The sequence below is a fragment of the Flavobacterium petrolei genome (assembly GCF_003314435.2).
Classification (GTDB): domain Bacteria; phylum Bacteroidota; class Bacteroidia; order Flavobacteriales; family Flavobacteriaceae; genus Flavobacterium; species Flavobacterium petrolei.
On record NZ_QNVY02000001.1, the window covers coordinates 1,135,940 to 1,157,354 of the forward strand.

General features: G+C 34.9%; 17 protein-coding genes. 11 read left to right on the forward strand and 6 right to left on the reverse strand.

What is annotated here, in order from left to right:
• The first annotated feature begins 102 nt into the window (after nucleotides 1-102).
• The 7 genes from DR871_RS04965 (at nucleotide 103) to DR871_RS04995 (ending at nucleotide 11,294) form a co-directional block, all read left to right on the forward strand.
• A complete protein-coding gene (locus DR871_RS04965) occupies nucleotides 103-909 on the forward strand; it encodes a glycogen/starch synthase (protein ID WP_113664584.1) in 807 nt (268 codons plus the stop codon).
• A 20-nt stretch (nucleotides 910-929) separates the two neighbouring features.
• Nucleotides 930-2,591: a DUF4270 domain-containing protein gene (locus DR871_RS04970; protein ID WP_113664583.1), complete on the forward strand. Its 1,662-nt coding sequence runs from the start codon at nucleotides 930-932 to the stop codon at nucleotides 2,589-2,591.
• A gap of 9 nt (nucleotides 2,592-2,600) precedes the next feature.
• Entirely contained in the window at nucleotides 2,601-4,448 is a 1,848-nt protein-coding gene (glmS, locus tag DR871_RS04975; RefSeq protein WP_113664582.1) for a glutamine--fructose-6-phosphate transaminase (isomerizing), read from the forward strand.
• 378 nt (nucleotides 4,449-4,826) lie between these two features.
• A complete protein-coding gene (locus tag DR871_RS04980; protein WP_113664581.1) occupies nucleotides 4,827-7,589 on the forward strand; it encodes a TonB-dependent receptor domain-containing protein in 2,763 nt (920 codons plus the stop codon).
• A gap of 29 nt (nucleotides 7,590-7,618) precedes the next feature.
• Nucleotides 7,619-9,169 carry an SGNH/GDSL hydrolase family protein gene (locus DR871_RS04985; protein ID WP_113664580.1) on the forward strand — a complete coding sequence of 517 codons (1,551 nt, stop codon included), beginning with the start codon at nucleotides 7,619-7,621 and terminating at the stop codon, nucleotides 9,167-9,169.
• Nucleotides 9,170-9,420: 251 nt separating this feature from the next.
• A complete protein-coding gene (atpD, locus tag DR871_RS04990; RefSeq protein WP_113636027.1) occupies nucleotides 9,421-10,932 on the forward strand; it encodes a F0F1 ATP synthase subunit beta in 1,512 nt (503 codons plus the stop codon).
• 80 nt (nucleotides 10,933-11,012) lie between these two features.
• The gene (locus DR871_RS04995) at nucleotides 11,013-11,294 is read left to right on the forward strand and encodes a FoF1 ATP synthase subunit delta/epsilon (protein WP_091172385.1); all 282 of its coding nucleotides are present in this window, start codon (nucleotides 11,013-11,015) and stop codon (nucleotides 11,292-11,294) included.
• Between the two features lie 48 nt (nucleotides 11,295-11,342).
• On the opposite strand, the gene DR871_RS05000 is transcribed toward DR871_RS04995, so the two are convergent.
• The 6 genes from DR871_RS05000 to DR871_RS05025 all read right to left on the reverse strand — a co-directional run bounded on the left by DR871_RS05000 (nucleotide 11,343) and on the right by DR871_RS05025 (nucleotide 17,219).
• Nucleotides 11,343-11,885 (reverse strand): GNAT family N-acetyltransferase, encoded by a 543-nt coding sequence (locus DR871_RS05000; protein ID WP_113664579.1) that lies wholly within the window; start codon nucleotides 11,883-11,885, stop codon nucleotides 11,343-11,345.
• A gap of 92 nt (nucleotides 11,886-11,977) precedes the next feature.
• The gene (locus DR871_RS05005; protein ID WP_113664578.1) at nucleotides 11,978-12,445 is read right to left on the reverse strand and encodes a DoxX family membrane protein; all 468 of its coding nucleotides are present in this window, start codon (nucleotides 12,443-12,445) and stop codon (nucleotides 11,978-11,980) included.
• A 122-nt stretch (nucleotides 12,446-12,567) separates the two neighbouring features.
• Entirely contained in the window at nucleotides 12,568-14,124 is a 1,557-nt protein-coding gene (locus tag DR871_RS05010) for a vanadium-dependent haloperoxidase (RefSeq protein ID WP_113664577.1), read from the reverse strand.
• Nucleotides 14,114-15,037: a transporter gene (locus tag DR871_RS05015; RefSeq protein ID WP_113664576.1), complete on the reverse strand. Its 924-nt coding sequence runs from the start codon at nucleotides 15,035-15,037 to the stop codon at nucleotides 14,114-14,116. The genes DR871_RS05010 and DR871_RS05015 overlap by 11 nt, the downstream gene beginning before the upstream one ends.
• A gap of 80 nt (nucleotides 15,038-15,117) precedes the next feature.
• Entirely contained in the window at nucleotides 15,118-16,245 is a 1,128-nt protein-coding gene (locus tag DR871_RS05020) for a hypothetical protein (protein WP_113665436.1), read from the reverse strand.
• A gap of 485 nt (nucleotides 16,246-16,730) precedes the next feature.
• Nucleotides 16,731-17,219 carry a hypothetical protein gene (locus DR871_RS05025; RefSeq protein ID WP_113664575.1) on the reverse strand — a complete coding sequence of 163 codons (489 nt, stop codon included), beginning with the start codon at nucleotides 17,217-17,219 and terminating at the stop codon, nucleotides 16,731-16,733.
• 347 nt (nucleotides 17,220-17,566) lie between these two features.
• On the opposite strand from DR871_RS05025, the gene DR871_RS05030 reads away from it, so the two are divergent.
• The 4 genes from DR871_RS05030 (at nucleotide 17,567) to bioA (ending at nucleotide 21,163) form a co-directional block, all read left to right on the forward strand.
• On the forward strand, nucleotides 17,567-18,715 hold the full coding sequence (locus DR871_RS05030) for an aminotransferase class I/II-fold pyridoxal phosphate-dependent enzyme (protein ID WP_113664574.1): 1,149 nt from the start codon (nucleotides 17,567-17,569) through the stop codon (nucleotides 18,713-18,715).
• Between the two features lie 37 nt (nucleotides 18,716-18,752).
• Nucleotides 18,753-19,139 (forward strand): GxxExxY protein, encoded by a 387-nt coding sequence (locus DR871_RS05035; RefSeq protein ID WP_113664573.1) that lies wholly within the window; start codon nucleotides 18,753-18,755, stop codon nucleotides 19,137-19,139.
• Nucleotides 19,140-19,188: 49 nt separating this feature from the next.
• Nucleotides 19,189-19,806: a dethiobiotin synthase gene (gene bioD, locus DR871_RS05040; protein WP_113664572.1), complete on the forward strand. Its 618-nt coding sequence runs from the start codon at nucleotides 19,189-19,191 to the stop codon at nucleotides 19,804-19,806.
• An 85-nt stretch (nucleotides 19,807-19,891) separates the two neighbouring features.
• Nucleotides 19,892-21,163 (forward strand): adenosylmethionine--8-amino-7-oxononanoate transaminase, encoded by a 1,272-nt coding sequence (gene bioA / locus DR871_RS05045; RefSeq protein ID WP_113664571.1) that lies wholly within the window; start codon nucleotides 19,892-19,894, stop codon nucleotides 21,161-21,163.
• Nucleotides 21,164-21,415 lie beyond the last annotated feature (252 nt).

Below are 21,415 nucleotides of genomic sequence, written 5' to 3' on the forward strand. Positions count from 1 at the left end.
ATTATTAAAATTAATTGCAAACTTACTATTTTAGTTAATAACTGCATAAATTTTTGTAATTTTGCATGGTTTTTATTGCCAATAAATTAAGTAAATTACAATATGAAAGATAAGAGGATATTATACGTATCATCTGAAGTGGTGCCGTATCTCGCTGAAAACGAGGTCTCTTTAATGTCTTATGACGTTCCGAAAATGATTAATGATCAAGGCGGACAGATAAGAATTTTTATGCCAAGGTATGGAAATATTAACGAGAGAAGACACCAATTGCACGAGGTAATTAGACTTTCGGGGATGAATTTGGTAGTAAATGACTTGGATATGCCATTAATTATAAAAGTGGCTTCTATTCCAAAAGAGAGAATACAAGTTTACTTTATTGATAATGATGAATATTTCAAAAGGAAAGCCACTTTTGCCGATGAAGAAGGTGTGATGTATCCTGATAATGATGAACGTGCCATTTTCTTTGCAAAAGGAGTTGTGGAAACTGTAAAAAAACTCAACTGGGTTCCTGATATTATTCATGTTCATGGATGGATGGCTGCAATGTTGCCTATTTACATGAAACATTTTTATAAAAATGAAGCTTTATTTTCGGAAACAAAAATTGTTACTTCAGTCTACAGTCAGTCTTTTGAAGGGACTTTGAACGAAGAAATGATCAATAAAGTGAAATTTGACGGAGTTCCGGATGATGCGATAGCAGATCTTGAGGTTCCTAACTACGAAAATATCATCAAGGCAAGTGTCAAACATTCTGATGCTGTGATTATTGCTTCAGAAAACCTCTCTCCAAGTTTAACAAAATTTATAGAATCTTCAGGAAAACCTTTTTTACCTTTCGCACCGAAAGACGCATTCGCGGAAGCGTATACTAATTTCTATATAAACGAGGTTCTGTAAATTAAACTTTTTTAATAAATATGTACAATAATTCTTTTTTTAAGAAAATTCTTCTAGTAGTAAGTGTTGTTTTTTTATATTCTTGTGATAAAGATTATAATGAAATTGGTGGAGATTTAATAGGTGATAATAATTTTGATCTTAATAAGCAGACTTATAGTGTATTGGGTTATAACCAAAAAACAGGGTCAATACAATCCAATAATCTTGAAGTAAATCCGTTGGGGATCTACAGCAGTACAAATTTTGGTGAAACAACAGCAAATTTCAATACTCAGTTAACTTTATCTGCGCTAATTACCTCAGTAAGTACAAATTTATTTGTGGAAAGTGTTGTTCTTACAGTTCCTTATTACACGGATGTAACGCAATTAAAAGTTAATTCTGATGGAACTCGCGTATATGTTTTAGATTCCATCTACGGACCGGAAAAAGCTAAAATGAAATTAAGTGTTTATGAATCTGGTTATTTTATGAGAGACGCAGATCCTGTTGGAGGATTTCAACAAGCTCAAAAATATTTCACTGATCAAGATGCTGATTTCAATAATCTAAAGGTTGCAGATCGTTTGAATAATAGTTCTAACAAAGCTGAAAATGATGAATTTTTCTTTGATTCGGCTGAGCATCCTGTAGTCGCTACCGATACAGTAACAGGTGTTAAAACGACAACGTATACAGCGCCGGGAATGCAATTAAATTTGAATAAAGATTATTTTAAAACAAGAATCCTTGACGCAGTTAATTCAGGTAAATTAGCCTCGAATGATGTTTTTAAAAATTACTTCAGAGGACTTTATTTTAAAATGGAGAAATCAGGAAGTAGCGCTGGAAATTTAGCAATGTTGAATTTTAAAGCTGGTAAAATAACCATCACATATAAGGAGGATTTAGCCTCAACAACTGGTGGCGCTACAACTAGAGTTAAAAAGACAATAGTTCTTAATATGACAGGTAATACTGTTAGTTTGTTGAAAAATGATTATAGTGTTAATGGAAGTGCTTATGATGCCTTAGCAAATACCGGAAACCAAACCGAAGGGGATGATAAATTATTCTTAAAAGGCGGTGAAGGTTCTATAGCGGTTTTGGATCTTTTTGATAAAAAAGATTTGAAAGGGTATGATGCTAATGGTGTTTTAACTGGTCCGAATGGGATTTCAGATGAGTTGGATGATTTAAGAAATCCTGTTGATGGCAAAAAATTATTGGTGAATGAAGCTAATTTGGTTTTTCATATTGATGCTGCTGCAATGGCTACTAGTTATGAACCACAAAGAATCTATTTGTATGATTTTAAGAACAGCCGACCTATAACAGATTATTACTTAGATGTAACATCAAGTAGTGTTGATGCAAAGAAATCAAAAGGATTTTTTGATGGTATGATAAAAAAAGACGCCACTAGTAAAAAGGGATTGACTTATAAAATCAGAATCACCAATCATATCCGGAATCTGATCAATAATAAAGATTCAACTAATGTTAAATTAGGTCTTGTGGTTACAGAAGATATTGGGGTAATTACATCTTACAAAGTAAAAACTCCAAATGCGAATATTAGTCAAGCGCCTAAAGCTTCGGTTATGAATCCGTTAGGGACGGTTTTACACAGCGGAAAATCTACAGTAGCCGAGGCGAAAAGATTAAAACTTGAAATTTATTATACAAAACCTAATTAAACAAAGACTATGTGTGGAATTGTTGGATATATTGGATATAGAGAAGCTTATCCTATTGTAATTAAAGGATTAAAAAGACTCGAATATAGAGGCTATGATAGTGCTGGTGTCATGTTATTTGATGGTGAAAACCTAAAGGTTTCTAAAACAAAAGGAAAAGTTTCTGATCTTGAGGAAAGAGCTTCAAAAGAGATTACAACTAATGGTAGTATTGGAATAGGACATACACGTTGGGCTACGCACGGTGTTCCAAATGATGTGAATTCGCACCCACATATTTCTAATTCAGGAGATTTAGCAATTGTACACAACGGAATTATTGAAAATTATGCTCCTTTAAAAGCAGAGTTGATCAAAAGAGGATATATTTTTCATTCGGATACAGATACCGAAGTGCTGATTAATCTTATTGAAGAAGTACAGAAAAAAGATAATTTAAAATTAGGAAAAGCAGTTCAGGTGGCTTTGAATCAAGTAGTAGGAGCGTATGCGATTGCTGTTTTTGATAAAAAAACACCAAATGAAATTGTTGCTGCTCGTTTAGGAAGCCCATTAGCAATAGGTGTTGGTGAAGGAGAGTTTTTTATAGCTTCAGATGCATCTCCATTTATTGAATATACTTCAAATGCTATTTACTTGGAAGATGGTGAAATGGCTAATATTAGACTGCATAAACAAATGAAGGTTCGTAAAATTAAAGATGATTCTTTAGTTAATCCTACTATTCAGGAACTTCAAATGAATTTGGAGCAAATTGAAAAAGGAGGTTACGATCATTTTATGCTTAAAGAAATTTATGAGCAACCTAGCGTTATCAAAGATACCTATCGTGGAAGACTTCATGCAAATGAAGGTTTAATTCAAATGGCAGGTGTTGAGGATAATTTAGAAAAGTTCTTAAATGCTGAAAGAATTATAATTGTTGCTTGTGGTACCTCATGGCATGCAGGTTTAGTAGCTGAATATATTTTTGAGGAATTTGCAAGAATCCCTGTTGAAGTAGAATATGCTTCTGAATTTAGATATAGAAATCCAATTATAAACAGTAAAGATATTGTTATTGCAATTTCTCAATCAGGAGAAACAGCTGATACAATGGCTGCGATAAAATTGGCTAAAGAAAGTGGCGCATTTGTTTTTGGAGTTTGCAACGTAGTAGGTTCTTCTATTTCAAGAGAAACTCATGCTGGTGCTTACACTCATGCAGGGCCTGAAATAGGAGTTGCATCAACAAAAGCATTTACAACTCAAATAACTGTTTTGACAATGATTGCGTTGCGTTTGGCTAAAGCCAAAGGAACTTTGTCAAACTCTCTTTTTCATACTTATTTGCAAGAATTAGTAATTATTCCTGAAAAAGTAAAAGAGGCTTTAGAAACAAATGACAGAGCAAAAGAAATTGCTGCAGTTTTCAAAGATGCACCTAACTGTTTGTATTTGGGAAGAGGATATAATTTCCCAGTGGCTCTTGAGGGTGCTTTGAAATTAAAAGAGATTTCCTATATTCATGCCGAAGGATATCCTGCAGCAGAAATGAAACACGGACCAATCGCATTAATTGATGAGCACATGCCTGTGGTTGTGATTGCACCAAAACAAGGGCATTACGATAAAATTGTAAGTAATATTCAAGAAATAAAATCTAGAAGTGGAAAAATTATAGCGGTAGTAACCAAGGGAGATACGCAAGTGCGCGAATTGGCTGACTACGTTATCGAAATTCCAGAAACTTCGGATGCATTATCACCGTTGATCACAACTATACCATTGCAACTGTTGTCATATCATATTGCTGTTATGCGCGGATGCAATGTAGATCAGCCTCGTAATCTTGCAAAATCAGTGACAGTAGAATAATTAGTAGTTAACTGCTTTATAAGTACAAAGCCTCGGAAGTTTTCTTTCGAGGCTTTTTTTGTGCGTCAAATTATCATTTTTATCAGATGCTTTTAAAGTCTCCAAAAGTGAAAAAAATTATAAATTTGGGTACTTTTATCACTTTTATCAAATATCTAAAAATTAATAATTATTTTGTGATTAATGCATTTTTTATATGCATGCATAATGATATTCTGTTTTTTCAACACAAAATTTAACATTAAATAATTAATTATAAATACGAAATAAGCGCAAATGGGGCAAATTAACTGATGAATGTGAAATTTATTTGGGACTTTTTTATTAATATCAAAAATATTTGTACTTTGGCTTCATAAACCAACAAATTATAACCCAATGAGAGTGTATTTACTTTTTTTGTCATTGTTTTTTTGTAGCCTAACTTTCGCTCAAAATTCAATTTCAGGTATTGTTACAGACAGTAACAACCAACCTATTCCTGGAGCCAACATTAAGATTGTTGGAGACTCTTCGGGTACGATAACCGATTTTGACGGTTCATTTACGTTACAATCTTCTAAAAAGCCACCTTTTGTTATTGAGGTTTCAAGTGTCGGGTTTACATCTCAAAAAATTTCAGTTTCTTCGGCTAGTCAAAAAATTGCAGTAAAGTTATTGGATGAAGAGAATAAACTAGATGAAATCGTAGTTTCTGCTTCAAGAACGCCAGAGCGCGTATTAGAGTCGCCAGTTACTATTGAAAGAATGGGTATTGCTGAAATTAAAAAAACAGCCTCACCTTCTTTTTATGATGGATTAGAAAACATGAAAGAAGTTCAAATGAATACTTCTAGTATGTCGTTTAAATCGATCAACACACGTGGTTTTGCAACTGTGGCGAATACTCGTTTTATGCAATTAGTAGACGGTATGGATAACTCTTCGCCATTATTAAACTTTGTATTAGGAAACTTAATAGGTGTCTCTGAAATTGATGTTCAGTCAGTAGAGTTGTTACCAGGAGCTTCTTCTGCTTTGTATGGTGCTAACGCTTTTAACGGAATTTTGTTTATGACAAGTAAAAGTCCATTTACTAGTGAAGGTATTAGAGCGTATGCTAAGTTTGGTCAAACCAGCCAAAAAGCAGCTGGAACAAATGATTATGTAGATTATGGAGTTCGTATGGCCAAAGCATTCAACAAATACATTGCAGGTAAAGCTAATTTTGCTTACATGAGAGGTACTGAATGGCATGCTGTGAATTATGATGATAAAACGATAGCGGGTAGAGATAGAACTCATTATGGATATGACGGAATCAATGTTTATGGTGACGAAGTGGCAACAGTTATTGGGGCGCCTACTTTACCTAGCGATAAAGTTTCAAGAACAGGTTATAATGAGGTGGACTTAACTGATAATAAAGTTTCAAACACAAAAATTGACCTGTCATTACATATTCGCCCTTTCGGTGACGAAAGACTAGAAGTAATTGTTCAAAGTAAATTTGGTTACGGTAATACAGTATATCAAGGTGCAAACCGTTATTATTTGAATAACTTTTTTATGCAACAGCATAAATTAGAATTTAAAGGAAAGAATTTCTTTTTGAGAGGATATACAACTACAGAGGATGGAGGTCAATCTTATGACATGTTGTTTACGGGGATCAATATAAATCGTAAATGGAAGTCAGATGTACAATGGTTTACAGATTATGGTACGACATATGCGCAATCAACATTAGTAGGTGGTATGTTGCCAGCAGATGCGCACAGAGCAGCTAGAGCAAAAGCAGATACTGGAAGATTTTTACCAGGAACTCCTGAGTTCAAAAACGCGTTTAGCCAAGTTACAAATGAAGCAAGTATTCTGACTGGTTCTAAGTTGGTTGACAATTCAAGAATTTATCACTCTGATGCCAATTATAATTTTAAAGATTTGATCAAATTTGCTGAAATTCAAGTTGGAGGTTCTTACAGAGAATATCAGCTGAATTCATTTGGTCGTATTTATACAGATGCTGCTGGTCCTATCAAATATAATGAATACGGAGCATACACACAGGTGATGAAAAAAATGATGGATGATCGTTTGAAGTTAACAGCTTCACTTCGTTATGACAAAGCGCAAAACTTTGATGGGAATTATTCTCCTAGAGTTTCTGCTGTTTATTCTGCAGGACAAGCGAAAAATCATAATTTCAGAGGATCTTTTCAAACTGGTTTTAGAAACCCGTCTACACAAGATCAATACATTGGATTTAACGTTGGAAGTGCGATTCTGTTAGGGTCAGCACCTGATAACTTGACTCGATTTGTAGAGACTTTGCCAATAAATGGAACAGTAGGTCAAGGTTTTGCTGGTGGAAGTACAGTAACAATTAATGGGACAAATGCTTATAACAATTCATATACAGCTACTTCTGCAGCAGCATTTGCGGCAGCAGGAAATCCAGCTTTGTTGCAAAAAACTAACGTTGGTTTAGTTAAGCCAGAAGAAGTGAAAGCAATTGAATTAGGATATCGTTCGTTTATCAATAGAACTTCGGTAGATTTAAATGGTTATTATAATGTATATAACAATTTTATTGGAAATTTAAATGTAGTAACTCCTTTGTATGGAACTGCTGTTGATGGTGGCGGACTGACAAGTGTAGCGGGTCAACAAGCGATACATGCACTTGCAAACGGAAATACCAGAGTTTTTCAATTGTACACAAATACTGCTTTAGAAATAGAATCATTAGGTTTCGGTATAGGATTGTCTAGAAAAGTATACAAAGATTTTGAAATAGGTGCAAACTATAATTATGCTGAATTTAAATTTGACCAATCTAAAGATCCTAGTTTTGAGGCTGGTTTTAATACGCCAAAACACCGTGTAAAAGCATCTATTGGTAACGAAAAATTGTTTCCTAATTTTGGATTTAATGTGAGTGGTAGATGGAACAGTGAGTATTTGTGGCAGTCTTCTTTTGCTGATGGTACCATTGAGGCGGCAACAGTTATAGATGCACAATTAAATTATAACTTCCCTTCTTTGAAATCAACTTTAAAAATAGGTGCTTCAAATATTGGAGGTAAAGAATATGGTCAAGTATTAGGAGCTGGTCTAATTGGTCAACAATATTTTGCTTCTTGGACAATCAACCCGTAATACTTTATTAAAACTAAAATCAAAGAACAATGATAAAAAATTTCAAATGGCTACTATTTGCTTCATTGGCATTTGTAGCGTGTAATAATGAAGATGAAGTAATAGCTGACGCTAACTCATCTGATGGGCAGCCTTTAACTGCGGGATTGGCAGTAGTAACAAAATATGTAGCATTAGGAGATTCTTATGCCGCGGGTTTTAGTGACAATGCCTTGTTTATTGAAGGGCAAAAAGGTTCATATGCAAATATTATAGGACAGCAATTTGCATTAACGGGTGGAGGAGAATTTAAGACGCCTTTAATGGCTGACAATGTTGGTGGTTTATTATTTGGTGGAAATGTAATTTTAAACCAGCGCTTATTTTTTAATGGTGTTGCGCCTGCTCTAGTTACAGGAAGACCATCAACAGAAGTTACTACAAAACTAGCAGGTCCATTCAGTAATCTAGGTGTTCCAGGTGCAAAAAGTTATCATTTAGTTGCGCAGGGTTATGGAAATGTGGCTGGAGTAGCTACAGGTCAGGCGAATCCGTATTTTGCGAGATTTGCAACATCGGCTACAACATCTGTAGTAGCTGATGCTGTTGCTCAAGATCCTACTTTTTTCTCTTTATGGATAGGTGGAAATGATGTATTAGGTTATGCTACTTCAGGAGGTTCAGGTAGAAATCAAACGGGTAATATGAATGCTGCGACTTATGCAAGCAATGATATTACAGATCCTGCGGTGTTTGCTGGTGCTTACAACAGTATCGTTAATGCAATGACGGCCAAAGGTGCTAAAGGTGTTGTGGCAAATTTACCTTATGTAACTGCTTTGCCATATTTTACAACTGTTCCATTTAATCCATTGACTGCATCAGTCTTAGGTCGTGGAAATGTTGCTGTAGGGACTGCTACTATACAAGGTTTGAATGCACAGTTATACGGTCCTTTGAAACAAGCTTTAACGGCATTTGGTGCGGGATCGAGAATAGAATTATTGTCTACAACTGCGTCAAACCCATTATTAATTCTTGATGAGAGTTTACCTAATCTATCTGCGCAATTAACTGCTGCGTTTACGCCTACTTTAGGAGCTCCAACGGCAGCTTTTTATGGTCAAGTTTTTGGTCAAGCAAGACAAGCTACAAAAGAAGATCTTGTAGTGCTTACTGCTCAAACTGTTATTGCATCAGCACCTGCAGGAGTTCCTGCGCCATTGAATGTTTTTGGTGTAACATATCCAATGCAGGATGTACATGTATTAACTAAAGCTGAAGTGGCTGAAGTGAAAGTTGCTACAGATGCTTACAATGCTACTATAAAATCTGTTGCGGATGCAAAAGGTTTGGCATTTGTCGAGTTGAAAGGAGTAACGGATCAGTTAGCAAACGGAGGTATAATCTACAATAACTACAAAGTTACTTCAGCGTTTGTGACGGGTGGAATGTTCTCTTTAGATGGAGTGCATCCAAGTCCAAGAGGGTATGCTATCATAGCTAATTTGTTTACTGGCGCTATTAATGCAAAGTTTGGAGCTAATTTCAAAAATAAAGATGTAAGCTTGTATCGAATACTGTATCCAGCTACTTTATAAGATTTAAAAGTAAATAATGACGAATAACCATCTGCTTATGCAGGTGGTTATTTTTTTGAGGATATTGTTGTTATTGGATTGTTTTAAAGCCTTTTCTTCGGTAGGAAGTAAAAATATCCATTTTTTATAAAAAATAATTGATTTTATATTTTAAAAAATTATCTTTGCACACTGAAAAAAGCATTTAATCGATACGTTTCGATTGGAACTATTTCATAAACCTAAATAGCTATTTAATAAATACATAAGTAATGTCGAAAGTAATAGGAAAAGTTGCCCAGATCATTGGACCAGTAGTTGATGTAGTTTTCAACGGTAAGGATGTTGAACTTCCAAAAATTTATGATTCATTAGAAATCACAAAAAAAGACGGTACTTTGTTAGTGCTTGAAGTACAATCTCACATTGGTGAAAATACAGTACGTACCATTTCGATGGACTCAACAGATGGTTTGAGTAGAGGTTATGAAGTAGTTGGAACAGGAAATCCTATCCAAATGCCAATTGGTGCCGATGTTTACGGACGTTTGTTTAACGTAATTGGAGATGCCATTGATGGTTTACCGGAATTGCCAAAAACAGGTGAAAACGGAATGTCAATTCACAGAGCAGCTCCAAAATTCGAAGATTTATCTACATCTTCTGAAGTTTTATTCACAGGTATTAAAGTAATCGATTTAATTGAGCCTTACTCAAAAGGGGGTAAAATTGGATTGTTTGGTGGTGCTGGAGTTGGTAAAACAGTATTGATTCAGGAGTTAATTAACAATATTGCAAAAGGTCACGGTGGACTTTCTGTATTCGCAGGAGTAGGAGAAAGAACGCGTGAAGGGAATGACTTACTTCGTGAGATGTTAGAGTCAGGAATTATAAAATACGGGGATGAATTCATGCACTCTATGGAAAACGGAGGATGGGATTTATCTAAAGTAGATTTACCAGGAATGAGAGAGTCTAAAGCTACTTTCGTTTTCGGTCAAATGAATGAGCCTCCAGGAGCTCGTGCTCGTGTAGCACTTTCTGGATTGTCTATCGCTGAATATTTCCGTGATGGAGCAGGAACTGATCAAGGGAAAGATGTATTGTTCTTCGTGGATAATATCTTCCGTTTTACACAAGCAGGTTCTGAGGTTTCGGCTCTTTTAGGTCGTATGCCATCTGCGGTAGGATACCAACCAACATTAGCAACTGAAATGGGAGCTATGCAAGAACGTATCACATCTACAAACAAAGGTTCTATTACATCTGTACAAGCGGTTTACGTTCCTGCGGATGATTTAACGGATCCGGCTCCGGCTACAACTTTTGCTCACCTTGATGCTACTACTGTATTGTCTCGTAAAATTGCTGAGTTAGGTATTTATCCTGCGGTGGATCCATTGGATTCAACTTCAAGAATCCTTACTCCTCAAATCTTAGGTGATGAGCATTATGACTGTGCACAAAGAGTGAAAGAGATTTTACAAAAATACAAACAATTACAAGATATCATCGCAATCCTTGGTATGGAAGAATTATCAGAAGATGATAAATTAGCCGTTTCAAGAGCGCGTCGTGTACAACGTTTCTTATCTCAACCTTTCCACGTTGCTGAGCAATTTACAGGGTTAAAAGGAGTTTTAGTTGATATCAAAGATACTATCAAAGGATTTAATATGATTATTGACGGTGAATTAGATCACTTGCCTGAATCAGCTTTTAACCTTAAAGGTACAATTGAAGAAGCTATCGAAGCTGGAGAAAAAATGTTAGCGGAAGCTTAAAATAAGTTTAAAAGTTTAAAGTTTAAGGTTCACTCGTAACTTTAAACTTTTAAACTTTAAACTTTAAACTAAAAAGAATTATGTTATTAGAAATAGTTTCACCAGAAGCAAAATTGTTTTCAGCAGAAGTAACTTCGGTAACACTGCCAGGAGTTGATGGAAGCTTCCAAATTTTGAATAACCACGCGCCAATTGTTTCTATTTTAGAAAAAGGTGTAGTAAAAATTACAGCATCAAACTTTGCTTTTGCAAAAGAAGTGGCGAGTAAATTCACGAAGTTGGATGCTCAAAATTATACACTTGCTATCAATTCAGGAACAATTGAAATGAAAGACAATAAAGTTATTGTTTTAGTTGACTAAAGTAATTTCGATTATATAAATGAAAGCCTTGCAATTTGCGGGGTTTTTTTATGTCCAGTCCCAAAGGATGATATTCCACTCGATTCCATCTTCCTCATATATACAGATGACTTTAAAGCCAATGGATTCATGAGCCTTCATGGAACGAGGATTTGTAGTTGCAATTTCGGTTACGAGATACTCATATTTGTGTTGTAATTCTTCTTTATAAAACTGATAGAGATTACGGAATATTCCCTGTTTTCTATAGTTTTTATTTACGCATATTTGCCCCATAACAACATAGGTTTTGTCTTTTGGTACTAATTCATCGATTCTTTCAAACATGGGAATTAGAACTTCAATTTCGTTTTTAAAGCTTGAAAGCATTACTAATGCAAAACCTACTAAAATATCATTGTCTTTGGCGATAATATGTGCGCAAGCGGAATTCATTTGTTTTAATAATGCAACGGAGTGTTGCACGGTTACAAATCCTTCTTGAAGTTTTTCTTCAGAGCTTATATTCTGAGAGTTATTTTGTAATTGCAGGGTTCTGATTTGTTCCAGTTCGTCTATAGTGGACGCTCTTTTATAATGTATAGTTTTCATATGATTATATTAATCACGGATTAATGAATGGTATAGCACTAACTGTCTTATAAAATTAGGAAATCTTTGATTGGTTGAAATGCATTTAGATTTTATTTTTTATTTAATTTCAAATTCATTTTGGCATAATACTTTTCATTATATTTTGATGCAATTACAAGTGCTCCAGAAATCAGGATGAGATTTTTGATAATGTATTGTCCAGCCAAAGTAGGACAGTAAGGAAAAGCATCAAAACAGATGGTTTTTAGAATAAAAATAGGGAAAAATGTAGCTGCCATATGCATTAACAACAATACAATGGTATAAGGAATGAGCCGTTTTATAAGTAAACCAAGACCTATAAGTACTTCACAAATACCAAGAATTGGAATGAATATTTCAGGTTCAAACCAATAAACGGTCTGTTCTACTAATTCGCCGGCGGGACTCATACCGAAAATTTTTAATCCACCAAACCAAATGTAAACAACACCGAGAGAAATACGCATGATATTGATGCTGTGTTTCTCCATCTTGTGACTAAATCTAAAATATAAGTCTTCAAATAGTATTTTCATAGTATAGTAGTTTTAGTTTTTATAAAAAAGCCTAACAGGTTTCCAACGTCTGTTAGGCTTGAGCTGATAAATAATTTTTAAAACAAACCATTAAAACAAATTATCAACTTAATTATTTTATGTTATTCGGCACCATCAATAAGAGCTCTTGCTACAGCAAAACCACCTACTTTTTCGCCTAGTTCAAGTCCTTTTTCACAATCGCTTCTGTAGTGAATGCATCCAAACATTCTAGAATCCGAAGCTTCTTTTGCCATAGCTACAAAACTTTGTGCTTTTACAGGAACTAGATGAGATAAAACGACACTAGCCGCACCGCTGAAGGTGGAGTGTCCTGATACATAGGAAGGGAAATTAGGAGTTCCTGTCAATGTTTTTATAGACGGATCTACTTGTGAAGGTCTTGGGTTAAAGTACGTGTATTTAGCATCCCAACAGCTGATAGCCGCGTCCATCATAGCAATATTTAATAGAGCAAGATTTCTTGCCCATCGTACTTCACTATAATTGAGTGCTACAAATGTCTCTGAGGCAATTGCATTCCAGTGTCCGGGTGGCGTATAAGTTCCTACACCATCAGCCCAAAAAGTAACGATTTGCATGTTCTTTCTGGTGGCATTTTGTCCATATCTTTTTACTTCAGCTAATTCTTTTGCAAACTGCTCTGATTTTGTAGAAGGCGGTGGAACTGGGCGACTTGCAACAACCATTTCTGGAGTCATTAAAAATGATTTTACTTTTCCAAATAATGGTAACATTGGAGGTCTTGCAGGTACATCTAATGATTTCCAAGGGGTTTCTCCAGTTGCAGCAGTTTGACTTTCCAGTTGAGTCCAAAGCGCTTGATTGCCTATAGCCGCTCCAGTTCCATCAGAAGCTGCTCTGGCGATAAATTTGCCTGCAATTTTTCTGCCTAAAATAATTCCAGCATCAACATCACTTCGAACATTGGCACCACTGATAATGCGATATAATTTTTGTTCCTCTGCTTTTTCTTGTATGTAAGCAATTTCTGTTGGGAATAATAACTTTAATAATTCAACTGTAACTCCTGCTAGAACTGCATCTTCAGACGGATAAGAAGGTAAGGTGCTTTTTGGAATTAAAACCGGTAAAGTAGCATCAACCGTAAAAGGTGCAGCTCTGTTGTACAGTTTTTTATAATGCCAAGTTGCAATCATCGCATCGTATTGCGCCGCACTTACATAAGCATAAGCTCTGGCTGCGTATGGAGGATTTGAAAAAGGAAATTCAGGATTCGCAAATGGACTTGCCGCAGATGGTGCAGGATATGTTCCGTCTTCATTTTGATATGGCGGACGATTGTGTCTAGCCACTAATGTTCGCATGATTTCATTCCAACGTAAAACACCTCCGGCACTCCAGTATTTTATTATTTTTTTCTGTTCCGGCGTTACACTTGCCTGATAACTTTTTATTTCGTTAATTTCTCTTGTAAATGCAGCTGCGGTAGTTGCTATTGGTGCGTCTAAAGAGAATTCATCCGGGGCAGTCAATAGAAATGTTTTCCAAGTTCCGGCTAAATCATCTGTATTAGCCGGATTTAATTGAGGAAATTGTTCGTTGCGTTCTGTTAACTCGTCACTACAAGAATAGTTCAACGTAAGAAACAAAACCAAAATACTGTTATAGGCTATTTTTTGTATTTTATTTTTCATTTTCTTGTACTGTTTTTTTTAAGTTAAGGATATAAAATAAACCACCATAAAAGGTGTTTGATTGTCCAACATTTCTGCCTTGTGTAACAAAATTGCATCCTCCAATAATAGATAATGCGGGTATTTTTCTGAGCGTGTATTTAGTATTTACTCCTACTTTTAATGCATTCATAGTATTGCTTGGAAAGGGCATGTTGTTTTTTGTAATGTCAAATCCTCCAGATTGCGTAACCCAGTTATCAAGTACTGCTTCGGCGATTAATCTATTGGAACGATAGCCTATTCTGTAGTTTACCGAAATAGCGTCTGGCATATCCACTTCATTGGTGTAATGTATTTCGTCTGTATAATAGGAATCTCTGTCAATGGTTATATTGGCTCTTTTTACATACGCTCCAGATAGCGTGGTGAAAAAACGACCTCTTTGATAATCACCCATCAATCGTAAAGATGCAGTCTTACTTCTTAGACCAAGGCTTAAGGGTAAATAATCTGCTGAATAATCAGAAACTGGAGCCGAAAGTCCTCCCAAAACATATAAAGAGTAGGTGGCTTTTCCAATTGTTTTTTCGAAAGGCATGTATTTTATCGTTAACGATAGATCTTGCAATCCTTTTTGACCTTCCATTGTTCCGGCAGAAGCTTTTGTTTCTACGTAAGGAAGACTGAAAATGATATTCAAATTATCAGAAACACCATAGTTTCCATTTAAGGTAATTGATTTTGTAGAAACAGTACCCAGATTAAGATTTTCTCTTTTAAAGGTTCCTTCCCAATATTCGTCCCAGCTGCTATGTTGGTATACAGCTCCAAAACAAAAATTGTTTTTGCTCATCATAATTCCATCAATCTCTGTTTGAGCATTTATAAATAAAGGTGCCAACAGCAGGCAACTCAGATAAAATTTTTTCATTAATAAATGATTTTTGGTTAATGGTTTGGTGTTTTATTGTTTAAAAATATATTGTTTTTATTTTGCTACTGCTACTAATTTTAAAATCTGGTTGATATACCAATGTTAATGGTATAATCAGCAAATGCCGCGTCACCCTGAACATGAGTTCCTGTTGTTACAGAATTTTCTTTATCGGTCACACTTTGCGTACGGTTACGAACCACTGCAAACGGTATCGATGCAAACAAGACTACTTTTTTATACTCATAGTTTACGGAAGGTTCTACAGACCAGATATAACCTGGACGACGGAAATCTCCACTTCCGCCTACAAGATCATTTACCGGAATCCCTTCTAATCGTGCGCCTGCGGCTAGAGACAATCCTTTTATTTGATTTACTGAATAATTAAAACCCGCTCTAAACATATATTGATCTGGCACACTCATAATCGCTTCGTTAGCAAGTCGTGATGCTAATGTTTCTCTATAGGTACGTGTGCCGTTTTGTTCACGTGGATTTATTAAGTAATAGAAATTACCGTAAACTCCAAAGTTTTCTATGAAGTTGTAAAAGGTGTTTACTTCAAATGTAAATCCGGTACCGCCGTCTCCTAACTGGATGGATTGATCTACCGGACGCAATTCTTTTGATCCATTTGGACCTACATTGTAATAATAATCTTTGTAGTTGTAATCACCGGTTGGTAATTTTATCCCTAATCCTAGTTGTATGTTTCCTTTTGTACTTTTTGCTGGATCTAACATCCATCTATAAGCTGCAAATCTAATATCGCCAATACCAAAGGAGCTTGTAGAGTTACGTTCTCTTTTTACGTAAGTACCATTTACCAATCCATGTTCGTACAATGAAGAACGAACATTATTTGAAATAGGAAGATCGACCATAACAGACCAGCGGTTGTTTAATATTCTGGTCAATGAAAGATTGAAAACTGAAGTGTAATTGATAACTTCTGTTTTTTGAACTAACCTGTCTTTGTTTTCCTCAGTTCCAGAAAAGTGTCTGAATGATCTAAAATAACGACCGCTGCTGGCGAATTGCCATCCTGAAACAGTAGTGCTGTCAGCATGAATCGACATGCAACTTGTCGCATTACCTTTGATAGCGACACATCCTTGTGCTGATATATTTTGGGTGTTAAAAGCAATTGTAAGAAATAGGATAAAAATACAAACGGATTGTATAACGGATAAATTTTTCAAGTTTTGGTTTTTTATAATGGTTAATTGTATAAAGCAGGTTAACATCAACTTCTTCCTAAAAGAAGGTCGGTGTTAAAAATAATAATGGTTGTTTGATTGTTAGTGTCGCTTAAAAACAAGATTTACTGTTGGCTTTTGCCAAAAAATTTCTTTGGATTTACAAGGCGAAATGGATAGATTAATGGTTGTCTTTGAAATAAAGAACTGTTTTATAAATCCATTTTGAATTTGTAAATTAATCTAATTCATGATTCTGAAAGCTAGTTATACAAAATATAGCAGAATAGAAATTCAAAATAGGCCTATGAAATCATTCACAAAAAATGAATTCTAAAATACAAAAGGCTATTTTGTATTTATAAAGGGCATAATTTCTAACGAAAGGGTTTGATAAATGTATAGATTTAGCTAAAAAGCAATCATGATTATCTTGACTTTACAAATGCCAGATAAAAGCGAGTGATTCCACTAAAATGAAAGAAGATTTAAACGAAATCGGGTGGTGAATACGATAAAGAAAGGTATCCGGAATCTAGCGCCTGGTTTGGCATAATGATAGATTTAGTTGAATGTAGGATTGCTTTTGGAGAAAAATCTACGCAATAAGCATTACTGGGAATATAATCTTGAAGAAAAGACTTCATGAGTTTTTTAACTGGAGACTCTTTAGATGAAGATCCGTTGAATAATTGATTGTCAACAATATCTTTTAAATCCTGACTTATTGCATCTTGATGTGAATTGCGCAGGTAATATAGACTTAGTATGTTGTTTTGAATTCTTTTCTTGAAAATATGATAACTCTTATTATTAATAACCACATCTTCATCCACATACTCAAAATCAGTGTCTTCGATAAAGGAGTATAATGTTGCATTCAATTTGATCACTTGAAACTCTGAGTCATGGTTTTTTTTCATAGAAGATACCCACGCTTGCTCTTCTTGATAAGCAAACATAAGATAGTATCCCATCGCGTTATAGAACAACGTTACTATTAAAAAAAGTGATGCAATTCGTTTCATATTTGTCGAAAGTAGAAAACTATTTCATAGGTTAATATCTTCAATATTAATTTTAAGATTTTTTTAACATAATTTTATGAAGTTTCTAAATCGAAACCGTTTTCGGAAAAAATTATAAGTATTTTTTTAATTGCTTTAATTCAAATGTTAATTTGTAATAGAATTGTTTTTTTTGGTGAGCAAGTTGAATATCGTTTTGAAGAAATGACTTTTATTTATTTTTAAAATTTGATAGAAAAACTAACAAATAGTTCCCAAAATCCATAAACCAAAAAAGATGCTTATTTTTGTGGACTATGAAACATTTTCCAGAAAATTTATCCGCAAAACTTGAAATTCGAAAGCAGCGTAATGCGTTGCGAAAATTACCTTTGTCAAGTAAAAAGATTGATTTTTCCTCCAATGATTACTTGGGTTTGTCACAATCAGAAATTATTTTTGAGGAAACGCATCAGTATTTAATTACCAATGAAATCAGTCAAAACGGTGCGACCGGTTCCCGATTATTATCTGGAAACCACAAAATATATCAAGAAACTGAAGATTTTATTGCAAAGTTTCACAAATCGGAATCGGCTTTAATTTTCAATTCCGGGTATGATGCTAATCTTGGATTCTTTGGCTCAGTTCCACAAAAAGGAGATTTGATTTTATATGATGAATTGTGTCATGCTTCTATTCGGGATGGAATTCAACTGTCGAATGCGAAAGCCTACAAGTTCAATCATAATGATTTTGAAGACCTAGAAAAATTAATTTTACGGAATCTAAATACCAATATCTATATCGTCACTGAATCTGTTTTTTCGATGGATGGTGATTGTCCAAATCTGGAAGAATTAATTTTGGTTTCAACTAAGCACCAGTGTTATCTTGTTGTTGATGAAGCGCATGCTTTGGGAATTTTTGGTTCAACAGGCGAAGGATTTGTTCAAATGCTGGGCTTGCAAGATCACGTTTTTGCCCGAATTATGACTTTCGGAAAAGGTTTGGGATGTCATGGAGCCTCGATTTTAGGTTCGGTTGAGTTAAGGGATTATTTAGTAAATTTTGCCCGAAGTTTTATTTATACCACAGGGCTTTCGCCACATTCTGTTGCAACGATTTTGATTGCTTATCAGCATTTAAAACAGGATTCGGATTCCATTTTAAAATTAAGAGAAAATATTATTTCTTTTAATCAGCAGAAGAATTTGTTGGGTTTAAAGCCACTTTTTGTTCGAAGCAAATCGGCGATACAATCTGCCATTATTCCAGGAAATGAAAAAGTAAAAACTATCGCGAATCAACTGCAGGAAAAAGGATTTGATGTGAAAGCAATACTTTCTCCAACTGTTCCAGAAGGCCAGGAAAGACTGCGTTTTTGTTTGCACAGTTATAATTCACAAGAGGAAATCTCTGAAGTCTTGCGATTGTTGAGTACTTTTGTTTTTAGCCACAGATAACACGGATTAAACGGATTTTAATTTTTAAACAGTAATAATGACTGAAATTTTGCACAAAGAATTATCGGAATCTATTTTAAAAGTTTTTTACGAAGTTTACAATGAATTGGGTTATGGTTTTCTTGAAAAGGTGTATCAAAACGCAATGTATTTGGAATTAAAATCACAAGGTTTTAAAGTGGAGCCTCAAAAGCAAATTAAAGTGTATTATAAAAATGAACTTGTTGGTGACTTTTTTGCTGATTTGTTAATTAATGATGTAATCATTTTAGAATTAAAGGCTTGTGACATTTTGGTAAAGGCTCATTATGTTCAAACTTTAAATTACTTAAAAGCTACAAATATTGAAATAGGTTTGTTATTAAACTTTGGAGAAAAACCAGAAATTAAAAGACTTATTTTTACAAACAATAGGAAAAATTAAAGAATCTATATAAATCCGTTTAATCCGTGTCATCTGTGGCCAAATATCTATGAAACTATTTATAACAGGAATTGGGACCGATGTTGGTAAAACCATCGCGTCGGCCATTATAACAGAAGCTTTAGAAGCTGATTATTGGAAACCTGTTCAAGCAGGCGATTTACAAAACTCCGACAGCCATAAGGTTAAATCTTTTTTGTCCAATGAAAAAACGGTGATTCATCCCAATAGCTATGCTTTGAACACACCGGCGAGCCCACATCTTGCAGCTGAATTGGACGGAATTGTGATTGATTTAAAGAAAATTATTGAACCCAAAACAGAAAATCATTTGGTTGTTGAAGGAGCGGGAGGTGTTTTCGTACCATTAAATGGTACTGATTGTGTGATTGATTTAATCCAAAATGAATATAAAGTGATTGTGGTTTCCCGTCATTATTTGGGTAGTATCAATCATACTTTGCTAACGATTGAAGCCTTGCAAAACAGAAAAATAGTAGTTGCAGGGATTGTTTTCTCCGGAGATGAAAATAAAGCGACAGAGAAAATAATCTTGAGTAAAACGGGTATCAAATGTGTTGGAAGAATAGAGCAAGAACCCTATTTTGACCAAAATGTAATCAAAGAATATGCTGATTTGTTTCGGGAACAGCTATTGACTTTATAAAAAATAAGAAGCAAGAGGATAGAATTCAGACTTGTTTTTTATGTTTTTCTCGCTTCTTGTAGCTTGCTTCTTTTATCTTTGCAAAATGAATTTAACAGAAAGAGACGGTCAATATCTTTGGCATCCGTATACCCAACACAAAACTGCAGCGTTACCAATTGCCATTAAAAAAGGAAAAGGCGCTTTGCTATGGGATGAAAACAATAAAGAATACATTGATGCAATCGCTTCTTGGTGGGTAAATCCTTATGGGCATTCCAATACGTTTATAGCCAATGCGATTTACAAACAACTCACGACATTAGAACACGTGTTGTTTGGTGGATTTACACATGAGCCTGCTATATTAGTAGCTGAGAAGTTGATGGAAATTTTACCAAAAAACCAACAAAAAATATTCTTTTCTGATAATGGGTCTACGGCTGTTGAAGTCGCTATTAAAGTTGCCTTGCAGTATTTTTTCAATAAAGGAGAAAAGAGAACTACGATAATTGCTTTTGAAAATGCATTTCACGGGGACACATTTGGCGCTATGGCAGCAAGTGGAATCTCGTTTTTTATAGAAGCTTTTCAAGGAATGTTTATTGATGTGGTTCGGATTCCAGTTCCGGTGAAAGGACAGGAGCAGGAAAGTTATGATGCGTTACAATCAGTTATAGAAAACAACAATTGTGCGGGTTTTATTTTTGAGCCATTGGTTCAAGGAGCCGCAGGAATGGTGATATACGAACCGGAATCGTTAGATAAATTGATGCGAATTTGTCAGGAGAATAATGTCCTAACCATTGCGGATGAAGTGATGACGGGCTTTGGGAAAACCGGAAGAATTTTTGCAACGGATTATTTGGTGGAAAAACCAGATATGATGTGCTTGTCCAAAGCATTAACTGGAGGGACTATTCCTATGGCAATTACGACTTTTACGCAGGATTTATTTGATGCTTTTTATGATGACGACATTAATAAAGCGTTGTTTCATGGACACACCTTTACAGCAAATCCAACAGGTTGTGCGGCAGCTTTGGCTAGTTTAGACTTGTTGCAAACCGATGAAATGCAAGCGAATGTAGTTCGTGTCAATCACAGACATTTGGAGTTTGAAGAACGCGTGAAAAATCATCCAAAAGTAACAACAACAAGAGTTCTCGGAGTCATTTTTGCTTTGGAAATAAAAACTGAAAGTTCAGCCAGTTACTATGGAACTTTGCGCAATAAACTATATGATTTTTTTATCGAAAACGGAGTAATTTTGCGTCCGGTTGGTAATATTGTATACATTTTGCCTCCTTACGTTATTACGGATGAGCAATTACAAAAAGTATATCATGTGGTTGAAAAGGCGCTGGAAATAGTTTGATTTTTAGCCACAAATTAAAAGGATTCTCCAAGATTAAAAAATCCGTCTTTATCAGCTAAATCCGTGTTATCCGTGTGCTATTTTTTTACCATTAACCTGGCAGATAGATAGCTACAATTGATTTCTAGTTTTTTTAGCCGCAGATTAAACGGATTAAACGGATTTCCACAGATTGAAAAAATAAAAATCTTTTTTTGTCAGTAGCATAGGTGCTATTGTGTGCCAATTTTTCGAAAAACTTTGCGACCTTTG

Bases quoted from the DNA above. Each gene is read 5' to 3' on its own strand.
- DR871_RS04965 (WP_113664584.1), top strand. From the start codon at position 103: ATGAAAGATAAGAGGATATTATACGTATCATCTGAAGTGGTGCCGTAT.
- DR871_RS04970 (WP_113664583.1), top strand. From the start codon at position 930: ATGTACAATAATTCTTTTTTTAAGAAAATTCTTCTAGTAGTAAGTGTT.
- glmS (WP_113664582.1), top strand. From the start codon at position 2,601: ATGTGTGGAATTGTTGGATATATTGGATATAGAGAAGCTTATCCTATT.
- DR871_RS04980 (WP_113664581.1), top strand. From the start codon at position 4,827: ATGAGAGTGTATTTACTTTTTTTGTCATTGTTTTTTTGTAGCCTAACT.
- DR871_RS04985 (WP_113664580.1), top strand. From the start codon at position 7,619: ATGATAAAAAATTTCAAATGGCTACTATTTGCTTCATTGGCATTTGTA.
- atpD (WP_113636027.1), top strand. From the start codon at position 9,421: ATGTCGAAAGTAATAGGAAAAGTTGCCCAGATCATTGGACCAGTAGTT.
- DR871_RS04995 (WP_091172385.1), top strand. From the start codon at position 11,013: ATGTTATTAGAAATAGTTTCACCAGAAGCAAAATTGTTTTCAGCAGAA.
- DR871_RS05000 (WP_113664579.1), bottom strand. From the start codon at position 11,885: ATGAAAACTATACATTATAAAAGAGCGTCCACTATAGACGAACTGGAA.
- DR871_RS05005 (WP_113664578.1), bottom strand. From the start codon at position 12,445: ATGAAAATACTATTTGAAGACTTATATTTTAGATTTAGTCACAAGATG.
- DR871_RS05010 (WP_113664577.1), bottom strand. From the start codon at position 14,124: ATGAAAAATAAAATACAAAAAATAGCCTATAACAGTATTTTGGTTTTG.
- DR871_RS05015 (WP_113664576.1), bottom strand. From the start codon at position 15,037: ATGAAAAAATTTTATCTGAGTTGCCTGCTGTTGGCACCTTTATTTATA.
- DR871_RS05025 (WP_113664575.1), bottom strand. From the start codon at position 17,219: ATGGGATACTATCTTATGTTTGCTTATCAAGAAGAGCAAGCGTGGGTA.
- DR871_RS05030 (WP_113664574.1), top strand. From the start codon at position 17,567: ATGAAACATTTTCCAGAAAATTTATCCGCAAAACTTGAAATTCGAAAG.
- DR871_RS05035 (WP_113664573.1), top strand. From the start codon at position 18,753: ATGACTGAAATTTTGCACAAAGAATTATCGGAATCTATTTTAAAAGTT.
- bioD (WP_113664572.1), top strand. From the start codon at position 19,189: ATGAAACTATTTATAACAGGAATTGGGACCGATGTTGGTAAAACCATC.
- bioA (WP_113664571.1), top strand. From the start codon at position 19,892: ATGAATTTAACAGAAAGAGACGGTCAATATCTTTGGCATCCGTATACC.